Genomic DNA, 21,544 nt, shown 5'->3' on the forward strand with positions numbered 1-21,544 from the left:
TTTGAATTGTTAACCCCTCACCTGACTCTGCTGCACTTGTTGCAACAACTTCTCCAAACTCTGGGCTGGTGCAAGACACTTCAAACCTTGGCAAACTAATCCAAGACTTCCCTCAGGTAATTTCGACACCGCAACAAACGCAGTGCTCGGTAAATACATGGAGTTAATAGACTGTATCTGCTCTGCACTGGTGCGGACTAAGGTACAGTTACGATACCAATCTAAGGCTGTAAACAAACTGGGACAAGCTTGGGGAGCGCGGCTCATGACACTTCTAAATGCTTTTAAGCCTTGCTCGGCTAAATCCAAGTAATGAAGATTGTCGGTTACAAGAGCCAAACGAACAAGGTTGGCGATCGCAACTCCATTCGCCGAAGGTGTGGCATTATCCATATAACTGCGCTCTCGCACAATTAAGTCTTGACTTGCGTCACTTGATGTGTTGTAGTATCCGCCGAGTTCTACACTCCAAAGATATTCGTGGAATTCTTCTTGGATTGCGATCGCTCTTTCCAACCAGTTTTTTTCCTCAGGAGAACAAGCCTGTAAATCCAGTAGCGCTTTGATAAAAAAGGCGTAATCTTCAGACTGGGCTAGGACAGTTGGTTCACTCTCATAATTCAATCGGTAAAAACGCCCATCGACAAACTGATGATCCAAAATAAAATTCGCCGCTGTTGCTGCTAGTTCCAAGTACTCTGGTTGTTGGAAGACTGCATACGCCCTTGCTAAACCGGAAATCATCAAGCTATTCCAGGCGACAATCATCTTTGTATCTGTCACCGCCGGAATGCGTCCTTTCCAGTTTCCTGTTTTCGCTTCCTGGTTGTTGCGGGCGGGAGGGAAAGTTTCCAATGACTCAGGTGCTGCACCATAGCGAATTGCAAACAGCTTTGCGAGTGTGTTTTCGACTGTTTCACTCAGTTTTGCAGCATTACGCCTTTGCAACACATTCTTATTTTCAAAGTTACCCTCAGGCGTAATTGTAAACTCCTGTTGTAATTCTGTTAGTTCTTCCGGAGTCAGCAGTTGTTCTAATTCGCTGTAACTCCAGACATAAAACGCGCCTTCCTCCGGTTCTACTTCTGTGGGATCGCTAAAGCTATCTGCATCTTGCGCTGCATAGAAGTATCCGGTTGGCGCTATCATTTCTCGCTTCAACCATTGGACAGTTTTGGCGATAGCCCTTTCAAAAGCCACCTCTTGTACGCCCAAGCTCCACAAGTTCGCCAAATACTCTACAATTTGTCCGTTGTCGTAGAGCATCTTTTCAAAGTGCGGTACAGTCCAGGTGGGGTCAACTGTGTAGCGATGAAACCCACCACCTACATGATCATAAATGCCGCCCAGTGCGAGGTCTAGTCCCCGCTGCGTACAAACTTGCTTGCTATCATATCGCGATCGCTCACTCGCTGAACCTGGGAACAAGAATCTGCTCCCCCTCAATGCGAGTTCCGCGTAGGGAATCATCGGGAAGCTGTTACCGTATTGAGTTGGTGTAATGATACCTGTTGAAGTTTCCCAGCCATTGTGCAACAGTTGTTTATCTTGAGATTCTGTTATTCCTTCCTGTTGCAACACAGCTCCGGTGAGGAGTGACTCAAGAATAGCTGTTTTACGTTCACTTAAATCTTGTTTTTCTGTATCGTAGTAATGATGAATTGCTTGCAGGACTTGCAAAAATCCAGGACGACCGTAGCGTGGTTCAACCGGGAAGTAAGTACCAGCGTAGAATGGTATTAAATCATCTGGGGTGAGAAAAACGTTCAAAGGCCAACCCCCTTGACCGCTCATCATCTGCAAAGCTTGCATATAAATGCTATCAAGGTCTGGTCTTTCTTCTCTATCTACTTTTATCGGAAGAAAGTTGGCGTTCATGTACTCAGCAATAGCCAGGTTAGAAAAAGCTTCACCTTCCATAACAGTACACCAGTGGCAACTGGAGTAGCCAATAGAAAGAAAAATCGGTTTATTCTGCGTCTTTGCCGTTGCGAGTGCTTCGTCACACCAAGACCACCAATCAATAGGGTTTTCGGCGTGTTTGCGGAGGTAGAGGCTTTTAGCTTGAGCCAGACGATTAGTCATGATAGGATACTTGATGACAGCCTTCCTTGCTCAGTCTAGCTTGTAACAGAGATATTTACTTCGCAGCCTTTAAGCACTCCATAGGGTAAGAAGCTAACAATGTAAGAAGCTAACAATTTTCTCATCCTAGACGAAATAATAATATTATTCATCTTATTCAAAATTGTTGGACAGCGTTCTGGCAATTGGTGCTGACAGCGTATTAAAAGCTGGTGTCGCTTCTGTTTTGATAGTTGTTGGGCTAAGACCTGCTAACAGGTGGAGTAAAAAAGTAATGATGGCGGCTTGCACAAATTTTTCTAGCATGGCGACTTCCTCAGGCTTTAGGCGGGTGACATCTTAATTAGAATGTGTTACAAGATTGCTCCCTATATTTTCATCTACCGCACGAAGTAGTTATTTTCCGGAAAAGACTAGTAATAATGCTGACAAAATTCTAAAAAAGTCACAAAATGAAGCTTTCTTCATAAACTTGGTTGATTGTAAAAATTGGGTTTATGGTTCTTTGAAAACAATCAGCCGTTGCAATCGATAAAATGTATGTAAATTAGTGACAAGCAGTCTGCATGATTCCTATCGTTATTGAACAATCAGGTCGTGGCGAACGCGCCTTTGATATTTACTCACGACTGTTACGTGAGCGCATCCTTTTTTTGGGACAGCCGATTGATAGCAACGTCGCTAACTTGATTGTTGCCCAGCTGCTGTTCTTGGATGCAGAAGATCCAGACAAAGACATTTATATGTACATAAATTCTCCTGGAGGTTCGGTAACAGCGGGTATGGGGATATTCGATACTATGAAGCACATCCGCCCGAATGTCTGTACAATTTGTACCGGATTGGCGGCGAGTATGGGCGCTTTCCTCCTCAGCGCTGGGACTAAGGGTAAGCGGATGAGTTTACCTCATTCTCGGATTATGATTCACCAACCTTTGGGTGGCGCTCAGGGACAAGCGACTGATATCGAAATTCAGGCGCGCGAAATCCTGTACCATAAGCGGAAGCTAAACGAATATTTAGCTGAACACACAGGTCAGCCATATGACAAAATTGCTGAGGATACAGAAAGGGACTTCTTTATGTCGCCTGAGGAATCAAAGGAGTATGGATTAATCGACCAAGTTATTGACCGTCACGCTGCTGGTATCCGTCCAATGGCTGTGGTGTAGTCAGTTATCAGTTATCAGTTATCAGTAAATAACTGATAACTGTTGAGTGTTGAGTGTTGAGTGTTCAAAATCCTGCTAATGGATCTGGGGGCGTGGGTTGAGATTCTAGGTATCTGAGGAAATCGTGCAATTCTTCGTCAGTGAGTAAATGACGCGATCGCTTGCCATAAGCTTTAATCAGATAATCTCGCCCCTGTTCTGTTGTCCAACCTAGGCGCTGCATTTCAACCCCAATTTTAGCGATATCGTCGGACTGATCCACAGGTTCGCTCTTCTTCTTTTTTTTCCCCGTGGTTGTCTGGGTTGGCACATCTTCTACTGAACTGCTGTAACTCCGTGACGGAAAGGGTGTCACATTACTTGGAGAAATCTCCGATATCTCATTTTCTGCTTGGTTACCAAACATCATCTCCAAATTTTGGAATGGGCTTTTTTCCAATGACTGAGTTTCCTGGTTGTCAGTTGTAGAAAAGCGTTCAATTATCTCCTCGTTTTTAATATCGTTTTTACTGACAACAGATGAGATGACTGGGGATGTTGGAGTTGCTTCTGTTTGAGGAAAAGTTTTGAGAGCAGCGGGATACGCAGACTCATTTAATCTGGTTGTTGTTGTTGTGATTGGCTGAACCTGCTTAACCGGTTCTGGGGAAACGACAACCGAGTCTGGCGAATTGCTCATTCCCAAAACGACAAGCGCTCTATTTCTGGCTTGGTCTTCTGCTTCCTCCACTGTTTCTGCTGCAGCCATTCCAGTGGCGCGTGTTACGCCATCAATCTGTACGCTTGCCCGGACAATATACTTACCGTGATAAATTTGTACTAATTCAGAAATAAGACTGCCTTGGGGATACTTGCTCTGAAATTGAGCCAACATAATACTGCTACCAATCTAAAATCTGTAAAACAAAGGGTTTGCGCTGACCTGTGAGTCCAAGCTTTGACTCTCGTTCCGTTATGGACTATACTCCAAATTGATTTTGCCAAGTTTAACGCTTGAACAGTTACCAGTTAGCAGTTTCATCCGCCTGCTTACTGATAACTGATGACCGACGACTGATTTCATCCGTGTCCTGATTGTAGCATGAGGTTTTGGAGTAAATTTTTGGCGATTGCTTGTTGAGCAAGAGTGGTTGCATGGTCGTTGCTATACTAATTACCTAATTAGTGATGTGGAACTATTTTCTGTAAGTGCGCTATATATCTACAATAATGAGGTAATGGTTCATCCTCACCTATTATGGACTGCTGACCTAATTGTTTGGGATCCTACATATGGGTCAATTAGATTTATCGGCAGTTTCTCCTAGTTAAAAATCAGAGTTACATGGCGTAAAAGTACCTTCACACAAGACAATCAAACACCTGCGGTTTCCCTAAAGAGAGCTTTTGGGCAGCGTGGAAAATTCTGCAACGTACGTCACTCAAAAACCCGTTACGTTTTAGCGAGGGGGCAAAATCTCAAACGGGCGTACTTTGGAAGATAGTCTTGCACAAGGATCTTGAACACATCAATACTCTGGATGTTCGTGCAGTGCCCTCTATGATTGGGCAATTCGTTTGCCAAAGGGTGTTTTTAGTCGTGAGGGTACACGAGCAAAGAACCAGATTAAAAAAAAATGATGTTTTGACCAAAGGCCGGTTCACTGCATGGAATTTTCAATCGCTACACTTCTCGCCAATTTCACTGATGATAAATTGGTGGCTCGTAAACTCTTGGAAAAGAAACTTGGTTGCGAAGATGAAGTTAGTTTACAAAAACTTCATATTGCTTTAGAGATACTCGAAAAAATCGGGGTTTTAGTCAAAGAACGTGGCAAATATCGTCGAGTCACAGAAGAAGGGCTGATTGAAGCAAAACTCCGTTGTTCCAGTAAAGGCTTTTGCTTTGCAATTCAAGATGTGGAAGGATCCGAAGATATTTACATCCGCGAAAGTCATCTCAGTAACGCGTGGAATGGCGATCGCGTTTTGGTTAGGGTTCTAAAAGAAGGTAGTCGTCGCCGCTCCCCAGAAGGAGAGGTTAAGTTAATCTTAGAACGCTCCAATCACACTTTACTAGCGCGGATTAAGCAGGTAGAAAGTGGATTTCGTGCTGTACCTTTGGATGATAGGTTACTGTTTGAACTCAAACTGCAACAAAACAGCCCTAGCTTGGAACAAGCAATTGACCACCTGGCTCATGTTGAAGTTCTACGTTACCCATTAGCACAATATCCTCCACTTGGTCGGGTTGTGCAAATTCTTGGCAGCGATGCTGAAGCGGCGGCGGACATTGATTTAGTGACCTGTAAGCATGATCTTTCTCGTACTTTTCCAGAATCCGTACAGGAAGCAGCCTCAAAATTACCCAAAAAGCTGCTAAAAGCAGATTTAAAAAATCGGCTGGATTTGCGACCTCTGTTGACTTTGAGCATTATTGGCAACAGCAATGACTCAACGATGATCGAAAATGCCTTCACCTTGGACAAAACAAGCGAAGAACATTGGCAGCTGGGCTTTCATATTGCAGATCTTTCTCATTTTATTCAACCAGACGAAGCCCTGGATCGAGAAGCACTCAAGCGAGGTCGGTCAGTTTATCTGGGAGAATTGGTACTGTCAATGTTGCCAGAAGGTGTTGCCGAACGCTGTGCTTTATTACCCAAAAGCGATCGCTTAGCCATCTCTTTCTTAATCACGATTGATTCAAAATCAGGACAAGTTGGAGAATGGGAAGTTCAACCCAGCGTTGTCAAAGTAGACGCCTCAGTCAGTGAAGAACAAGTAGAGGCAATTCTCACAAATAAATCGACCAAAATTTCATCGTCCCTGGTAGAGATGGTGCAACAACTCGATAGTTTGGCGCACTTGTTAAAACAGGTACGCTCTTCTCGTGGGTGCTTGCAGTTAAATTTGCCACCAAACCAAAACCCATACTATGATGAAGGCGCTATGGGGTGTGTGATGGTGAATGATTTACCTGTGCACTCGTTGTTAACTGAGTTTGTGCTACTGGTTAACCAACTCATAGCAACCCACTTTAATGCTCTGGGTATCCCGGCTATTTGGCGAGTTCAAGGCGCACCTGATGCCGAAGATGTGCAAGAAATGCTGAAATTAGCAATTAACTTAGGCGTCGAATTGTCACTAGATCCAGAAACAGATGTCCAACCCCTCGACTATCAACAGTTGACCAGAGTTTTCGCAGAATCAGCATCCGAGCAAGTTCTGACCTATTTGTTGCAAGACACACTCAAGCCAGCTACGTATAGTACAACCAAAGGACCTCACTTTGGGTTGTCATTACCAGAGTACGTTCATTTCACTGCTCCCTTGCGACGTTACCCAGATTTACTGATGCAAAGGGTATTTTATACGTTACTTGAACACGGACGCGATCGCCGCACCACCCGTGTCAAAGAGCGTGTTAACCTGCGCCACTCAAACAGCCACGGTGAAATCAACTGGAACGTCCTACCGCCAGAATTGCAACAAGAACTCCAAAGCGATTTGACAAGGGTGATTATTCAGCTCAACGATAGAGAAAAAGAAGTTCAAGAAGCAGAAGCTGATTTAGCAGGATTGCAAAGAGCTTCACTGATGAAACAGCGGATTGGTGAGGTTTTCACTGGTGTGATCACAGGTGTCCAGTCGTATGGGTTCTTTGTAGAAATTGAAGTTTCACCAACTGTGTCAAACTCAGTTAGCAATCCTCGCGTACCTCTACGGGTAGAAGGACTTGTCCACGTCAGTTCTCTCAAAGACGATTGGTATGAGTATCGCGCCAGACAGCAGGCGTTGTTTGGTCGTAAAAATCGTGCATCCTATAGACTGGGCGATCGCGTAGCCGTACAGGTTAAGAGTGTTGATTATTATCGCCAGCAAATCGATTTAGTCACTGTTGGCAGCGATGGATTACCAGTTTTTAGTAAGGATGTCAACCTCTCGAATGGAGAAGATACAAATCCTTACTTATCACATGAGGATATTGATCCTGATGACTTAGACGCGTATCCTGACGAGGAATAAAGGGACGAGTACCGCTTTGCGGAATTCAAAATATGCCCGGAGCCGCTACGGGCACGCACTTTACAAAATTCAAAAACCTTTGTGTTCTAGGTTTTTGATATTTTGTTAAATAGTGTGTTGATTTCCGCACTCGACATATGAGTTAGTCGTTAGTGGGTGACTACAAAAGTTAACTAATAATCAACAATTAACAACTAACTCAATAACTAACAATTCATAAATGACAACATCCCTAATCCCCAATCTCCGGTAAGTCCCGCTAGAAAAATACGTGTCAACTCATACAAAACCACTCATCTTAGGCGTATCAGGTGCATCTGGTCTGATTTACGCGGTTCGCGCGCTCAAATTTCTGCTAGAAGCCGACTATCGAATTGAATTAGTTGCTTCCAAGTCAACTTACATGGTTTGGCAATCTGAGCAGAATATTCGTATGCCAGTAGAACCAGCTCAACAAGAGCAATTTTGGCGACAGCAAGCTGGAGTAGAAGGGATCGGCAAACTATGTTGTCATTCTTGGAGTAATGTTGGGGCAAACATTGCCAGTGGTTCTTTTCGCACCCTAGGAATGATTGTGATGCCATGCAGTATGGCTACTGTAGGGAAGCTAGCAGCTGGTTTAAGTTCCGACTTACTCGAACGAGCGGCGGATGTCCAACTCAAGGAGGGACGAAAGTTGATTCTCGTTCCTCGTGAGACTCCCTTTAGCTTAATTCACCTTCGTAACTTAACAACCTTAGCCGAAGCCGGAGTTAGAATTGTTCCTGCCATTCCTGCCTGGTATCACAATCCCAAAACCATTGAGGATTTAGTTGACTTTGTAGTTGCCCGTGCATTGGATCAACTAGATGTTGATTGTATACCCATTCAACGATGGCAAGGTCGTCAAGATTAGTCAAAATAGGGAATATGGGGTAATAAAGAGAAAGTCAACAGTCAACAGTGAGCCAGCGCGGTCTTGGGGGTTTCCACGCCAGGTGCTACAACGGGGGGAACCCCAACGCCAGGTCCCTACGGAGGGAAACCCTCCTGCAGGACTGGCTCCGCAACGCACTGGCTCCCCATGAGCGACTGGCGAACCCCGAAGGGGTCAACAGTCAAGCACTTTTTGATTAATGACCAATGACCAATGACCAATGACTAATGACTATTGACCAACCACTAAACAACTATGGCTGTATTTCGCTTAATTTTGTTAGTAACAGTGTTAGGAGGACTAACGCTTTTACTGGTGCAAAACTGGTCACCTGTCCTCCCACTGGTATTTTTAGGAATGAAATCTAAAGCATTACCACTGGCGATTTGGATTTTGTTCAGTACTGCTGCGGGTGCTTTTACCACTCTATTCGTCACAAGCTTATTTAACTTCTCTAACTTTTTCGCGGGACAACAACGTCAAACTCCGCTAAGATCACCCACAACTTCGACAGCAAGGAGTCAAACTCGTAAGGAAGAACCAACACCCCGTCCTTCTCCCCCACCATCAAGTAGTAAAACTGAGTCAACACGAACTAGTGATCCACTTAATGATTGGGAAACAGACGACAGCACAGATGATTGGGACTTTGAAGAAAAGCAACAACAAGCGCCTACACCGAATTCTCAAAACACACAGGTTAGGGACTCTAACACTTACGAACGTCAACAAGAACCATCAAGCAGTTACAAGTCTGATTCAGTTTACTCCTACAGCTACCGCGAACCAAAAAATTCTGGAGTGGGGAAAACTGAATCCGTTTACGATGCTGATTATCGAGTGATTATCCCCCCATTACAACCACCAACGACCAATCAAGCTCAAACCAATCAAGAATCGGATGATGATTGGGGATTTCTCGATGAGGATATTGAAGATCAGGACAAGCGCCCCCGTCGTTAAGTATATTAAAATATTGTTTACTAAATTCCACATCACCCACGTGACTCCTGCTTGACTTTCCCGGTCATAGCAGCTTCCTGCAAGCTCATGAAAGCATTTAAATCTTCCAGGTCATACCGGGTTGTTAGCAGCTGCCGCAGTTGATTTTCTGCCTCAACGGTCAAATAGCCAGTTGCTAAAGCTTTTTGTACAACATCTCGAATCCGAATCATGGTTGGAACCTCAAACGACCACACTTATGGCACACTTATTTCATCAGGTTGTTCTCGATAAAATATGCAATGGCTTTGTGCCTCAACGGCTTAGTTGGCAGATCTTTTTTGTATCTCTTCTGATAAATTGTCATCTTTTACACCTTTAATCAAAATACTGATTTGCTGAGTACAAGTTACTGCAACTTATTCCTAGGACACTGATATAGTGTGTCGATAAACATGGTGTCATTTCGTACAAACACTTGTGTCATCCAGTAGTAGTCACGCTCATTTCTGTTGACCGACATAGTCAGGATAAAGTTTCAATCAAGATTTCTTAAATTTGTATATAAGCCCAAAGATACCTAAGTAACAATAGGCAAGTCACCTAACAAATGTTACTAAAATAGTTAGTCTTCTATGGTGTATTTAATTTGACTTGCCAGAAAAGATAGTATAGTTATGATGTTTTCTTAGGTAACTTCAAATAAATAACGGTAGTGATGGTGTCTGATTTTAATAAAGTAGACAAAGAATTTACAGAAGCTAAAAATCATTGGGAGGTAGAAAAGTTATACGTTGATTTAGGTTCTGCAAAAGGCAAATCTCTCACACCTGTAGAAAAAAAATTCTTACGAGGCTTACTTTGCGGGTATAGTCCTGCAGAAATTGCTAACACAGTTTATCAAAGTCGTAGCAGCAGTACTGTTAGGGTTTATCTTTCCAATGGATTATATAAATATATAGAAGAAATGTTGAGTTACCAGGTAGGATACCCAGTTGAAGTAAAAAGCTGGAGTCGGGTGACTCATTTGCTAGAACAAGCAGGTTATAAAAAAGCTTTATTCCAAAAAGAGCTAGCCAGTAACCAAGTCAAGACAGAAAAAAATGAATTCACTATTATAAAAGCAGCCCAAACAGAAGATTGGGGTGAAGCAGTTGATACTAGTCTTTTCCACGGAAGGACGACAGAACTCGCTGTGATGACACAATGGATTGTTGAGGAAGAGTGTCGGCTTGTTGTTCTCTTGGGGATGGGAGGAATTGGAAAAACAGCTTTGTCAATTAAGCAGGCAGAAAAAATAAAGGATAAGTTTGAGTATGTGATTTGGCGAAGTCTCCACCTTGCTTCCCCTCCAGAAGTTATTTTGAACCAACTCATTCAAACTTTGTCACCAACACAACAGACCATCGGTGTAGAAGACCTCAACAGCAGTATTTCACAATTGATTGATTGTTTGCGTTCTTCACGTTGTCTGATTGTATTAGATAATTTTGATTCCATTTTGTGCAGCGAATATTCTACTAGCGACTCAGATATATATCCGACTTCTTCGACAAATCACTCAACTATCAACAATTCCTCTGCATACCATCTCCCTCAAATCCGTTATCGCTTAGGATATGAAGGTTATGGAGAATTAATTAGACGAGTGGGTGACTCTCAACATCAAAGCTGTTTAATTGTGACAAGTCGGGAAAAACCTCAAGAAGTTGCTGCTCTCGAAGGAGATAAGTTACCTGTACGTTGTTTAAAATTAAAGGGTTTAAGTCATACTGAAAGTATAAAAATTCTCAAAGATAAAGGATTTGATAACTCTACAGCAGAGGAATACAAATTATTACTTGATAGGTATACAGGTAATCCCTTATTTATTAAACTAGTTGCTACTGCTATTCAGGAATTATTTGCAGGCAATATCTATGATTTTTTAGAGCAAGACACCATAGTGTTTGGAGACATTCGAGCAATTTTAGACAAACAGTTTAATCGCTTGTCTCATTTAGAAAAGCTCATTATGTACTGGTTAGCTTTCAATCAAGATTTAGGCTCAATGCGTAAATTGCAAAGAGACATTGTCCCACGAGTATCGCAAAGACTAATATTGGAGGCGATAGAGTTATTGCACAGGCGGTCTCTCATAGAGTGGCAAGTATCTAGCTTTTGTCAAACTCCAGTCTTAATGGAGTACGTTGCAGAACGATTAATTGAGGAAAACTTTAAATTAATGGGAGAGAAACCAAGTTCAATTCCGATGCTCCAGACAATTTTTGAAGTACAAATAAAAAATTATATCCGAGATTTGCGTTTAAACAACGAGATTTAAAGTAAAGTGAGAAGTAGTTTGTCTTAATGCTTAAGCGCAACTACAAACAATCATGAGTATTGACTTGTTAAAAGGGGTAAATCTGTACCTAATTGGCATGATGGGCGTTGGCAAAACGACTGTCGGACGCTTGTTAGGGCAGCATTTGGACTACGGATTTGTTGATATTGACACTGTGATTGAGAAAGCTGCTGGTGGTAAATCAATAACTGAATTATTTGCGGAACTTGGGGAACCAGCGTTTCGCCAGTTAGAAAGTCAGGTACTGTCACAAGTGTGTGCTTTCACCAAGCTTGTCATCGCAACAGGTGGAGGTATTGTCGTACAGCAACAAAACTGGAGTTACCTACACCACGGTTTAATTGTCTGGCTGGATGCATCAGTGGAAATACTTTGCGCTCGACTAGCAGAAGATACAACAAGACCACTACTGCAAAATGTTGACCGCAAAGCAAAGCTGCAATTTATCCTGGAACAAAGACAACATCTTTACCGACAAGCAGATTTGCGAATCACCATAAACGAAGGAGAAACGCCAGAAGACATTGCCACAAGAATTATAGAGCAAATTCCCAGCGTCCTCAAACCTGGAGTATTATCTACTGAATGCTAAGAATTTTTACTTTGTAGGTAGATAATGTTTTAACTATAATATTAGGACTTTATTGACCCAGACTAAAACCGCAATATCTATACAATAGCTTCCCATGATGGTCAGCGAAACTGAGTACATGATAAAGCAGGATGCCGCTAGCCGCGTACAAGTGCTAAGCGAAGCACTGCCCTACATTCAACAATTTAGTGGTCGAACCATTGTCGTCAAATACGGTGGCGCGGCAATGAAAGATAGTAATCTTAAAGATAAAGTCATCTGTGACATCGTATTCCTATCTTGTGTTGGTTTACGACCAATTGTGGTGCATGGTGGTGGACCAGAAATTAATAGTTGGCTGGGTAAACTGGGAATCGAAGCCCAATTTAAAAATGGTTTGCGAGTGACTGACGCCCCCACAATGGATGTTGTGGAAATGGTGTTAGTTGGTCGAGTTAATAAAGAAATAGTTACCTTGATTAGTAAAGCTGGTGGTTCAGCAGTGGGAATGTGCGGCAAAGATGGTAACTTAATCAAGGCTAGACCTCAAGGTGAAGAAGGTATCGGTTTTGTGGGAGAAGTTTCCTCTGTTGATACCAAAATTTTGGAGACACTAGTTAATAATGGCTATATTCCTGTTGTGTCTAGCGTCGCAGCAGACGAGACAGGACAACCCTATAACATTAATGCAGATACAGTCGCTGGAGAAATAGCAGCAGCAATCGGCGCGGAAAAGTTGATTTTGCTGACGGATACCAGAGGAATTCTCAAAGATTATAAAGACCCTTCTACCCTCATTCAAAGAGTAGACATTCAAGAAGCCCGCGAGTTGATTACAACAGGTGTTGTCAGTGGTGGGATGATTCCTAAGGTTAATTGTTGTGTGCGATCGCTCGCACAAGGAGTTCGTGCAGCTCATATCATTGATGGTCGCATTCCACACGCACTGCTACTGGAAATCTTCACTGATGTTGGTATCGGTACAATGCTTGTTGGTTCCCAGTTTACAACTTAGAATATTAGTTCAAATGTTGCATCATGCAGGCTTGCACAAGTCATCGTACGCATCTTGACGAAATTATTTCAGTGGGGCGGTAAAATCTATAACAACGGTAGCTGAGAGTTGATAATGCTTACGATTTCGGTTGTGCAGCTTGCCTAACAACTTGTTCGTCCAAACCTAACGCTTGGGCTATCTGCTCAATACTCAACCCCAACGCCAATAACTGGGGTATCGTTTCCAATTTCCCTTCTTGTTTACCTTCTGCAAAAACCTCTTGGTAAAATCTAGTTTGTTTTAACTCGCTTAATCCGAACATTTTTCCGATCTCCTCCCTGATCTAGCGCGGCAATTTGTAGATTAATAATGCTTACGATTTCGGTTGTGCAGCTTGCCTAACAACTTGTTCGTCCAAACCTAACGCTTGGGCTATCTGCTCAATACTCAACCCCAACGCCAATAACTGGGGTATCGTTTCCAATTTCCCTTCTTGTTTACCTTCTGCAAAAACCTCTTGGTAAAATCTAGTTTGTTTTAACTCGCTTAATCCGAACATTTTTCCGATCTCCTCCCTGATCTAGCGCGGCAATTTGTATATTAATATCGTCTCTATCAATTCTATAATTTCCCTCTGTTGGGCGGCATCTCTAATCTCTTTTCGGGCGCTGTTTACTATCTGTATAGCTTTTGTTGTCGCCGTTGATTCTGGTTCGATGATTAGTTTAACTGTATCAATGCCGATTGATGATGTCTCTGTTGAGCTTAATTCATCAAGATAGACGCGACTCACTCTGGTTGAGTTAAGTAATTCTGCGTATCTTTCTGTATCTCCATTGTCAATGCTACGGTTGGGAAAGATGATCACACTACGCCAAGTATTAGTTAATTCAGTTTGATTGAGATAGTTAAAGATTTCTGTGAACAAACGTGAGTAGAATTTTTTGTCTGGTTGAAATTGCACTTCCACAAAATAGATGGGTAGTTCTGCTGTATTTGGAAGGAAAACACCATCAATTCTAAATGCCAGTTGTTTGACTTCTAAGTCGTGAAAATTGGTAAGCTTTAGCTAATTGTGGTGGTTGGTTAATCAGTTCAAAGAAAGTGCTAGGGATGCTCTGGAATATACGATAAAAGATACTGTCTGTTTTCAAGGCTGGTTTTTCAGGGGAATGAGTTTGTTTTAGCGCGAAACTATAAAAAATCGCCATTGCTTAATAGCAGTATGAACGACTCTTGTACCTTTTTTTAAAAACTTAGATATATAAAACTTCTCTGTGCGTCTGTGGGTCATGAAATCAAACTCTCATTCAGCAACGCCAACAAATCACAGTGTTTAACTTGATGAACGCAGATTCGGTATTACGTTGTTGGATGAGATTAAGAGCGATCTGCGCCAATGCGCAGCGCTAGCTCGCCTCTGGGAGCCGCTACGCGTATCTCCTGCGGAGACGCTGCGCTAACGCCCTCTGGGCGTGCGCTTGCGCTTACGCTATCGCACTTCCCCCCACCACTACGATCAACACCATTGTTGATTCCCGAACCAATCGTCAGCATATGCATACAGATGGTTATTAGTCAAGATTAACTTAACAATTATTGAGATAAGAGACTGACATATTGAGAAGCAAAGCATTTAGCAAGAGTTGTTCATTCAGCAGCAGGATGATGGAAAATTTAGGCAGTTGGACAACTGGAATTTAATCAATTCCAAAAAGGTTGTCGTCTTTTTGACGAAAAACAATTTTTGATTTTTGTTTTTAGATTTTATGAGTCTGTCTGATTTTCCCAATCTCTGGGTACCTTTGGCGCTTTTAGGGCTAATTGTCATTGCTGCTATCTTTTTCAGCCGCAGCAGCTAATATCGTGTTGCTGACATACTAAAAAAGTCATGGTGAGGTAGGAGAGTCCGGGAGGAAGGATAACTGCTAGTTTTTGACTAAGTACTAATAACTAATGAGCAAAGAAATAACTAATCACTCCTATTGGAGGTTAAAATAAATCCCGATTGTCTCCCAAAATTTTAAAAGCTTCATGATCTCCAGCAACGACTTTCGACCCGGTGTTTCGATAGTATTAGATGGATCCGTATGGCGAGTGGTAGAATTCCTCCACGTTAAGCCAGGGAAAGGTTCTGCTTTTGTGCGAACGAAACTGAAAAATGTTCAAAGTGGGAACGTGATGGAAAAAACGTTCCGCGCAGGTGAAACAGTTCCGCAAGCTAACCTGGAAAAAAGCACAATGCAGCATACCTATAAAGAAGGTGACGAATACGTCTTTATGGATATGGAAACATATGAAGAAGGCAGATTGAGCGCCTCACAGATTGGCGATCGCGTAAAATACCTCAAAGAAGGTATGGAAGCCAATGTTGTTCGCTGGGGCGACCAAGTCCTAGAAGTCGAACTGCCTAACTCCGTAGTATTGGAGATTGTGCAAACAGATCCAGGTGTTAAAGGTGACACTGCGACTGGTGGTTCTAAGCCTGCAACTTTGGAAACGGGAGCAACGGTGATGGTTCCTTTGTTTATTTCTCAAGGAGAACGCATCCGTATAGACACCCGTAACGATACATACCTTGGCAGGGAGTAACTTTCTTCTCACCTCTAGATGCAAATCCTGATTTTCATCTATGACAGGGATTTACATCCCTGCCTGACTATACAAATTCATTTCAAAAGATAAAGTCTATCTACGACCTAATTGCATGAGGTAAGGAAAGCTGTGCCATTGGACTTTAATGAAATCCGCCAACTGTTGACAACCATTGCACAAACCGACATTGCAGAAGTCACGCTCAAAAGTGACGATTTTGAACTCACAGTTCGTAAGGCTGTAAGCGTTTCTCCAATGTTGTCAGCACCACCTCAAGCGGCGTTAGGGGCGGTTGGTACACCGAACACACCAGTTCCACCGCCTATTCCCTTAGTGATGTCGCCTCAAACAGTAACGGTCACCTCTCCAAATCGCCCCACTGACAGCAATACTCTTGGCTTACAGTCACCACCAACTGGTTCGTCTGTCATAGAACAGAAGTTTGTGGAAATCCCTTCCCCAATGGTAGGAACGTTTTATCGTTCGCCCAGTCCAGGCGAAGCACCATTTGTGCAAGTGGGCGATCGCATTAGGAGCGGTCAAACAGTATGTATCATAGAAGCCATGAAACTGATGAATGAAATCGAAGCTGAAGTATCCGGACAAGTCATAGAAATTCTCGTACAAAACGGTCAACCAGTAGAATATGGTCAACCTTTGATGCGAATTAACCCAGATTAAGTATTAATCTATATATCGATGCCTAGTTGTTAAATTTTTAATGAGTCCTTACGGGTCTGCCCTGATGAAACAAGCGTTGCCTGTACCACCAGAAGTCGTGCAACAAGTGGCTGAATACTTCAGCCTCTTGAGTGAACCCATGCGCCTACGGCTGTTGCATTTGCTGCGAGATGAAGAAAAATGCGTGCAAGAATTGGTAGAGGCAACACAGACTTCTCAGGCTAATGTATCAAAACATTTGAAGGTGATGTGGCAAGCAGGAATCCTTAGTCGTCGCAGTGAAGGAACCTGTGCCTATTACCGAGTTGAAGATGAGATGATTTTTGAATTGTGTAACAGGGTTTGCGATCGACTAGCCTTCAGGTTAGAACAGCAAGCCCGTAATTTTCGCATCTTAAATACCAAGTAATTCTTGAGAAGAACTCAGAATGCAAAACGCAGAACACAAAATAACCCCACGGCTTAATCCATGCTTTTTCAGAATTAAACTGAACTTAGCCTGGTGCAAATGTACTAAACAAATCGAATAGACTTATGTCTTCGTCTTGACTTTATATCTGGAACACCTCAAACAGAAAGTTTGTTGTATAGCACAAAACAAACTTTGTGTAAAACCGTAGATCCTAGATGTTACTCTAGATGGTTAGCAGGCAAAGTGATGCAAAATCAAACCCCAATTGGACAAATATCTGTGCAAAAGCAGTTCCCCTTAACGACTGTAGGGGCACTTGCTGTTAATCCTCATGGACAAGTCTTAATTGTCAAAACGACTAAGTGGCGGGGCACATGGGGTGTACCGGGAGGTAAAGTGGAATGGGGCGAAACGCTAGAAGCTGCAGTCAAAAGAGAGTTTCGAGAAGAAGTCGGTTTAGAGTTGACTGATGTACGCTTTGGGTTGCTACAAGAAGCGGTGCTAGATTCACAGTTTGTGCGGGAAGCCCATTTCATTATGGTCAATTACTATGCATTCTCTGCTAGCGAAACCATCACACCCAACGAAGAAATTGAGGAATGGGCATGGGTGACTCCCCAACGGGCAACAGAGTATCCCCTCAATACCTACACCCGCGTATTGATTTCGGACTATCTGCAAAAGCAAATCGACAAATTATATAACAATAAAGTTCAAGAACAATGCTAAAAAAAGCACTCGTGACTGGGTCGTCGGGAGGAATTGGACGGGCGATCGCCCTCAAGCTAGCCAGTCAAGGATTTGATGTCGCATTTCACTATAACCGGAGTGGAGAAGCAGCAAGCAAAGCTAGTCAGGAAGCAGCGACTCATGGAGTCAAAGCGATCGCCCTTCAAGCAGATGTCACCAATCCCGATCAAGCTAAGTCCCTAGTAGAACGTACAGCCGAGAACCTGGGAGGCTTATCAGTGGTGGTTAATACTGTGGGTAACTACTTGGGAAAACCTACCAGCCAAACATCCATAGAGGAGTGGCACGAAGTTATTGATTCCAACCTCAATTCCACTTTCTACATAACTCAAGCAGCACTTTTCTATCTGAAGGCAGCTAATTGGGGACGGATTGTCAACTTCGCTTGCGCTAGTGCCCAGAATGTGGTAGCACGTCGGACGAATACAGCTTATGTAATTGCTAAAACTGGTGTCATCATCTACACGAAGTCCTTAGCTCAAGAGCTGATTAAGGACAACATTACTGCCAATGTGGTATCCCCGGGAATAGCTGAGAATTCTTTTGACGTAGAGGAGATGATCCCAAAACTACCTGCCAAACGCGCAGCAACCTTGGAAGAAATAAGCAATGCTGTTTGGTTTTTTATCAGTCCCGATGCTGATTACATCACAGGACAAATATTGGAAGTATCGGGGGGCTGGAGTTTGTAGTCTCGCGCTATTGCCATAGTATAGATGAGTGCAGGTCGTTAGACAGGCTGGTCTCCGATAATTCCTATTTTTTGTCAACGGTTTTTAAATATGCTTAATCTTGAAGACTTATACGCAATTCATGAACACTACAAAGATGCCTTAAATGCAAAAGTAGAAGAGTTCACAATTGGAAACAAGAATTTCAATTTCAATTCTAAAAAAGCTATTTTAGGAGTCATTAATCTTTCTAGTGATTCTTGGTATCGAGAAAGTGTATGTTTAAGTTCAGAACAAGCTATCCGGCGTGGAATTGTCTTAAATGCTCAAGGTGCTGACATCGTAGATATTGGCGCTGAGTCAACTTTAGAAAAAGCAGAGAGAGTTGAAGACGTTAGACAAAAAAGTCAAATTCTGCCTGTTCTTGAAGCTTTGAATCAAGAAGGTGTTTTAACTTCAATTGAAACTTATTATCCTGAAGTTGCTAGAGAATGTTTGCGGGTTGGGGCAAATGTCATCAACTTAACAGGACCAGAAAAAAGTGAAGAAATTTACCAAGCTGTCTCTGAGTTTGATGCCGGGGTCATTATCTGTTATGTTCAAGGAAAAAACGTTAGAGAAGTTGGTGACTTTGATTTTGGAGATGACCCAACAGATTTAATGTACGATTATTTCGCCAAGGAAATAGAAATAGCAACTAAATATGGCATCAGAAAAATTTTTATTGATCCAGGGTTAGGGTTTTATTACAAAAATCTCCAAGACAGTTCTCTTCGTATTCGTTATCAAATGAGAACGTTTTTAAATACTTTTCGACTCAGGAAATTAGGTTTTCCAGTTTGCCATGCCCTACCCCATGCTTTTGAATGTTTTGGCGAAGAAGTCAGAAGTGCTGAACCTTTTTTTGCTGTTCTTGCTGCATTAGGAAAAACAGATCTGTTTAGAACTCATGAAGTCCCTAAAACTAAAGCTGTTTTAGACACTCTTAGTTTCTTTTAAAGTGTTGGGATTAAGAGGGAACTCTTAACAGGGAACAAGGAACAAGGAACAAGGAACAAGGAATAGGGAAATCCCCATAATTAAAACGCGCAGCGCCGCGACTTGAGAGTGGCGGTCTAGTGCTAGTATCCTTTATCTATGGCGTTAGCCATAGGGACTTGGTCAGAAATATTTCATCACCAGTTCTAGATACTCTCAGTTTCTTTTAAAGTTTTGGTAGTCATGTCCTCAATTTTTGAACAATTCAAAAGTCGATATCACGAGTCGCGTATACAGTACATGGCTACAGGAGAATCCCCAACCTGTTCTGTGATTTGTTCTCAAGCACCTGAGTGGAACAGTTCTAAATTAATTTTTCCATTTCTGATCGACAACTGGAAGCATTTTTATGAAATCGAATTCCCACTCGAATTTAAAAATACAGATAAACTCCATCCATCTGTCTTGATTGGGATTGCAATGGCTGAAATTTATCGCCTTTGTGAAATCTGTACCCCTGAAATTGTGCAAGTCTGTTGGTATAGTTGTCTGGCGTGGGAATCAGATTGGTGGAATGAGGACATTTACTGGTATCTCCAACAAAAGTTTTATTTGGAGAAATGGGGTTGGGATAAAATGCCTCGAATTGAGTTTTCTCAAAGTGCCATAGAGATAGAGAATAATTGGTTACCATCAGTTAACGATACTTACCTCCTTGCAGTCAGTGGAGGTAAAGAAAGTACCTTTGGGTTCGAGTGGATGCAGCAAGCTAACCTTCCTATGGAAGCCTTCACTCTACATCATGCCGGAGGCATACTAGGGAACAATTGGCAAGAAAAGTTTCCAGTATTTGATTACATACGAAATCGAACCCGCCTTTGGGAAATACTAACCCATCCAAGGGAAGATCCAGCTGAACATTTTGGTTATAAGGGCGTTCGCAACGATCCAACAATTACTAATGCGCTGTTTCTGATGATGGTAATTGCAGCACAGCAGGGTCATCGGTTCCTCGTCTTGGCAAATGATAAGAGTTCCAATGAATCAAATGCCACATATGAAGGACGCGAAGTCAATCATCAGAGTGCCAAGGGAACTGCTTACATAGAACGTTTTAACAGTTTTTTGGAACGCAAGGGTTTGCCATTTCGCTATGTCAGCATTTGTGAAGAAGTGTACTCAATTGCCACAGTTCACCAATTATCCCTTTGGGATAAAAGTATCCTGAATGTCCTTACCTCATGTAACGAGGCGCAGTGGGCACCAGGATCGTGTCGATGGTGTTGCCAATGTCCCAAATGTGCTTTTTCATACGCTTTAATCGAAGCAGCAACAGATTACCGTTTTGCTGTGCAAGTTGTTGGTAAAGACTTATTCAACCTAACGACACTTGAGGAAGTTTGGAGACGTGCTACTAAGTAGCCATATTGCTCAACAATTCGTTCATTTCTCTACATTTCGCTCCCAGTCTTCTACCCACTCTTCTAGCTTTTCTCTCAATAACGACTGCCATCCTGGTATCGCTTTTATTCTTTCTCTCAACCCAAATTTAACTTTAAGCTGAAAAGGAATCTTATCTAAAGCTTCATCTCCTTGTGGTCTAAACTTTGGGAAAGGCATAGTGTATTGCATGTGTAGCTGGTATACTAGTAGTGTAACGAAACGGCAGTTCAATGTATTCACTAAAACTAGAGTTAAAACTTAATAACAAGGAAAAATCTAGACTAGCTGGATGTGCGGGGTTTGCTCGTTTTGTTTACAACTTCGGGTTGTCGATGCTTACAAGCTCCTGGGATTTTGAGGAAATTAAAGCAAGTGATTCCAAGCGCTTAACAGCGATTGAGAAGGTTTTTACCAATCACGTGAAAACCAATCCAGAATTTGCTTGGATGCAACAATATCCATCAGCAATATATTCTTCTGCTTTACGCAATTTGGCAAAAGCTGTTGAACGATGGCGCAAGGGAGAGTCTGGATTTCCTCAAATGAAATCTAGAAAGCGAGGGGATAGTTTTACCGTTCTCAAGAAGTCGGGGGTTTATCCGGCTATTGGGGAGCCTATGCTGCCTTTTACGAATAGGCAGGTACTTCAGTTAGGGAAACGAATAACAATACCTGGGCTTGGTGATTTTCGGCTTAAACAACCAATCCCGTTCTTGTGCTCTAGTCAATCATTTACTATTTCCAGAACAGCCGACAAGTGGTTTGTGAGCTTTAGCCTAGATGTTGAAAAAATCCCTCCCCTAATTCATGAGGTTGAATCGGTTGGCGTAGATTTAGGCGTCAAAACTTTTGCAACTTTGTCTGACGGTACCACGATAGTTGCGCCTAGTAGCCTTAAAAAAGCGAAAACCAAGCTGAACAAGCTACAGTGGCGCAATCGTAGAAAACGTGCGATTCGTTGATTGCTGAATCACGGTAA

At 42.5% G+C, this 21,544-nt stretch carries 20 protein-coding genes and 2 pseudogenes; 15 read left to right on the forward strand and 7 right to left on the reverse strand.

The window, feature by feature from the left end:
- Positions 1 to 9: 9 nt before the first annotated feature.
- Positions 10 to 2,085: a thioredoxin domain-containing protein gene (locus DP116_RS10095; protein ID WP_169155064.1), complete on the reverse strand. Its 2,076-nt coding sequence runs from the start codon at positions 2,083 to 2,085 to the stop codon at positions 10 to 12.
- A gap of 153 nt (positions 2,086 to 2,238) precedes the next feature.
- Complete coding sequence (locus DP116_RS10100; protein ID WP_169155065.1) at positions 2,239 to 2,391, reverse strand: QAALIT motif small membrane protein; 153 nt, start codon at positions 2,389 to 2,391, stop codon at positions 2,239 to 2,241.
- Positions 2,392 to 2,651: 260 nt separating this feature from the next.
- Between DP116_RS10100 and clpP the strand changes: the two genes are divergently transcribed.
- Positions 2,652 to 3,257 (forward strand): ATP-dependent Clp endopeptidase proteolytic subunit ClpP, encoded by a 606-nt coding sequence (clpP, locus tag DP116_RS10105; protein WP_169155066.1) that lies wholly within the window; start codon positions 2,652 to 2,654, stop codon positions 3,255 to 3,257.
- A 64-nt stretch (positions 3,258 to 3,321) separates the two neighbouring features.
- On the opposite strand, the gene DP116_RS10110 is transcribed toward clpP, so the two are convergent.
- Positions 3,322 to 4,131: a slr1353 family protein gene (locus tag DP116_RS10110; RefSeq protein WP_169155067.1), complete on the reverse strand. Its 810-nt coding sequence runs from the start codon at positions 4,129 to 4,131 to the stop codon at positions 3,322 to 3,324.
- A gap of 773 nt (positions 4,132 to 4,904) precedes the next feature.
- On the opposite strand from DP116_RS10110, the gene DP116_RS10115 reads away from it, so the two are divergent.
- The 3 genes from DP116_RS10115 to DP116_RS10125 all read left to right on the forward strand — a co-directional run bounded on the left by DP116_RS10115 (position 4,905) and on the right by DP116_RS10125 (position 9,144).
- Complete coding sequence (locus DP116_RS10115) at positions 4,905 to 7,265, forward strand: ribonuclease R family protein (RefSeq protein WP_169155068.1); 2,361 nt, start codon at positions 4,905 to 4,907, stop codon at positions 7,263 to 7,265.
- Between the two features lie 271 nt (positions 7,266 to 7,536).
- The gene (locus DP116_RS10120) at positions 7,537 to 8,160 is read left to right on the forward strand and encodes a UbiX family flavin prenyltransferase (RefSeq protein WP_169155069.1); all 624 of its coding nucleotides are present in this window, start codon (positions 7,537 to 7,539) and stop codon (positions 8,158 to 8,160) included.
- 276 nt (positions 8,161 to 8,436) lie between these two features.
- Complete coding sequence (locus tag DP116_RS10125; protein WP_169155070.1) at positions 8,437 to 9,144, forward strand: LapA family protein; 708 nt, start codon at positions 8,437 to 8,439, stop codon at positions 9,142 to 9,144.
- Positions 9,145 to 9,176: 32 nt separating this feature from the next.
- Here DP116_RS10125 and DP116_RS10130 read toward each other — a convergent pair whose 3' ends face one another.
- Positions 9,177 to 9,356 (reverse strand): hypothetical protein, encoded by a 180-nt coding sequence (locus DP116_RS10130; protein WP_169155071.1) that lies wholly within the window; start codon positions 9,354 to 9,356, stop codon positions 9,177 to 9,179.
- Positions 9,357 to 9,841: 485 nt separating this feature from the next.
- Here DP116_RS10130 and DP116_RS10135 point away from each other — a divergent pair, with 485 nt between their 5' ends.
- From DP116_RS10135 to argB, 3 genes are all read left to right on the forward strand, one after another.
- Positions 9,842 to 11,446, forward strand: coding sequence for an NB-ARC domain-containing protein (locus tag DP116_RS10135; protein WP_211173198.1), 1,605 nt, complete (start codon positions 9,842 to 9,844; stop codon positions 11,444 to 11,446).
- 52 nt (positions 11,447 to 11,498) lie between these two features.
- Positions 11,499 to 12,059 carry a shikimate kinase gene (locus DP116_RS10140; RefSeq protein WP_169155073.1) on the forward strand — a complete coding sequence of 187 codons (561 nt, stop codon included), beginning with the start codon at positions 11,499 to 11,501 and terminating at the stop codon, positions 12,057 to 12,059.
- A 97-nt stretch (positions 12,060 to 12,156) separates the two neighbouring features.
- On the forward strand, positions 12,157 to 13,053 hold the full coding sequence (gene argB / locus DP116_RS10145) for an acetylglutamate kinase (RefSeq protein WP_169155083.1): 897 nt from the start codon (positions 12,157 to 12,159) through the stop codon (positions 13,051 to 13,053).
- Between the two features lie 118 nt (positions 13,054 to 13,171).
- Here argB and DP116_RS10150 read toward each other — a convergent pair.
- Together DP116_RS10150 and DP116_RS10155 are read right to left on the reverse strand one after the other, a co-directional pair.
- Positions 13,172 to 13,405: pseudogene (locus tag DP116_RS10150) on the reverse strand (Rpn family recombination-promoting nuclease/putative transposase); the annotation flags it as partial.
- 3 nt (positions 13,406 to 13,408) lie between these two features.
- Positions 13,409 to 14,189: pseudogene (locus DP116_RS10155) on the reverse strand (Rpn family recombination-promoting nuclease/putative transposase).
- 880 nt (positions 14,190 to 15,069) lie between these two features.
- Here DP116_RS10155 and efp point away from each other — a divergent pair.
- The 7 genes from efp to DP116_RS10195 all read left to right on the forward strand — a co-directional run bounded on the left by efp (position 15,070) and on the right by DP116_RS10195 (position 20,544).
- Complete coding sequence (gene efp, locus DP116_RS10165; RefSeq protein ID WP_169155076.1) at positions 15,070 to 15,627, forward strand: elongation factor P; 558 nt, start codon at positions 15,070 to 15,072, stop codon at positions 15,625 to 15,627.
- Positions 15,628 to 15,759: 132 nt separating this feature from the next.
- Positions 15,760 to 16,311 carry an acetyl-CoA carboxylase biotin carboxyl carrier protein gene (gene accB, locus DP116_RS10170; protein WP_169155077.1) on the forward strand — a complete coding sequence of 184 codons (552 nt, stop codon included), beginning with the start codon at positions 15,760 to 15,762 and terminating at the stop codon, positions 16,309 to 16,311.
- Between the two features lie 64 nt (positions 16,312 to 16,375).
- Positions 16,376 to 16,720, forward strand: coding sequence for an ArsR/SmtB family transcription factor (locus tag DP116_RS10175; protein WP_169155084.1), 345 nt, complete (start codon positions 16,376 to 16,378; stop codon positions 16,718 to 16,720).
- A gap of 249 nt (positions 16,721 to 16,969) precedes the next feature.
- The gene (locus DP116_RS10180) at positions 16,970 to 17,452 is read left to right on the forward strand and encodes an NUDIX domain-containing protein (protein WP_211173200.1); all 483 of its coding nucleotides are present in this window, start codon (positions 16,970 to 16,972) and stop codon (positions 17,450 to 17,452) included.
- Positions 17,446 to 18,165, forward strand: coding sequence for a bifunctional dihydropteridine reductase/dihydrofolate reductase TmpR (tmpR, locus tag DP116_RS10185; RefSeq protein WP_169155078.1), 720 nt, complete (start codon positions 17,446 to 17,448; stop codon positions 18,163 to 18,165). The genes DP116_RS10180 and tmpR overlap by 7 nt, the downstream gene beginning before the upstream one ends.
- A gap of 90 nt (positions 18,166 to 18,255) precedes the next feature.
- Complete coding sequence (locus DP116_RS10190; protein WP_169155079.1) at positions 18,256 to 19,143, forward strand: dihydropteroate synthase; 888 nt, start codon at positions 18,256 to 18,258, stop codon at positions 19,141 to 19,143.
- Between the two features lie 222 nt (positions 19,144 to 19,365).
- Complete coding sequence (locus DP116_RS10195; protein ID WP_169155080.1) at positions 19,366 to 20,544, forward strand: MurL-like N-terminal domain-containing; 1,179 nt, start codon at positions 19,366 to 19,368, stop codon at positions 20,542 to 20,544.
- 21 nt (positions 20,545 to 20,565) lie between these two features.
- Here the strand turns inward: DP116_RS10195 and DP116_RS10200 are convergent, their stop codons facing one another.
- Positions 20,566 to 20,742 (reverse strand): hypothetical protein, encoded by a 177-nt coding sequence (locus DP116_RS10200; protein ID WP_169155081.1) that lies wholly within the window; start codon positions 20,740 to 20,742, stop codon positions 20,566 to 20,568.
- A 53-nt stretch (positions 20,743 to 20,795) separates the two neighbouring features.
- Between DP116_RS10200 and DP116_RS10205 the strand changes: the two genes are divergently transcribed.
- A complete protein-coding gene (locus tag DP116_RS10205) occupies positions 20,796 to 21,527 on the forward strand; it encodes an RNA-guided endonuclease InsQ/TnpB family protein (RefSeq protein WP_169155082.1) in 732 nt (243 codons plus the stop codon).
- The last annotated feature ends 17 nt before the right edge of the window (positions 21,528 to 21,544 follow it).

Origin of the sequence: Brasilonema bromeliae SPC951, assembly GCF_012912135.1 — a bacterium.
Classification (GTDB): Bacteria; Cyanobacteriota; Cyanobacteriia; order Cyanobacteriales; family Nostocaceae; genus Brasilonema; species Brasilonema bromeliae.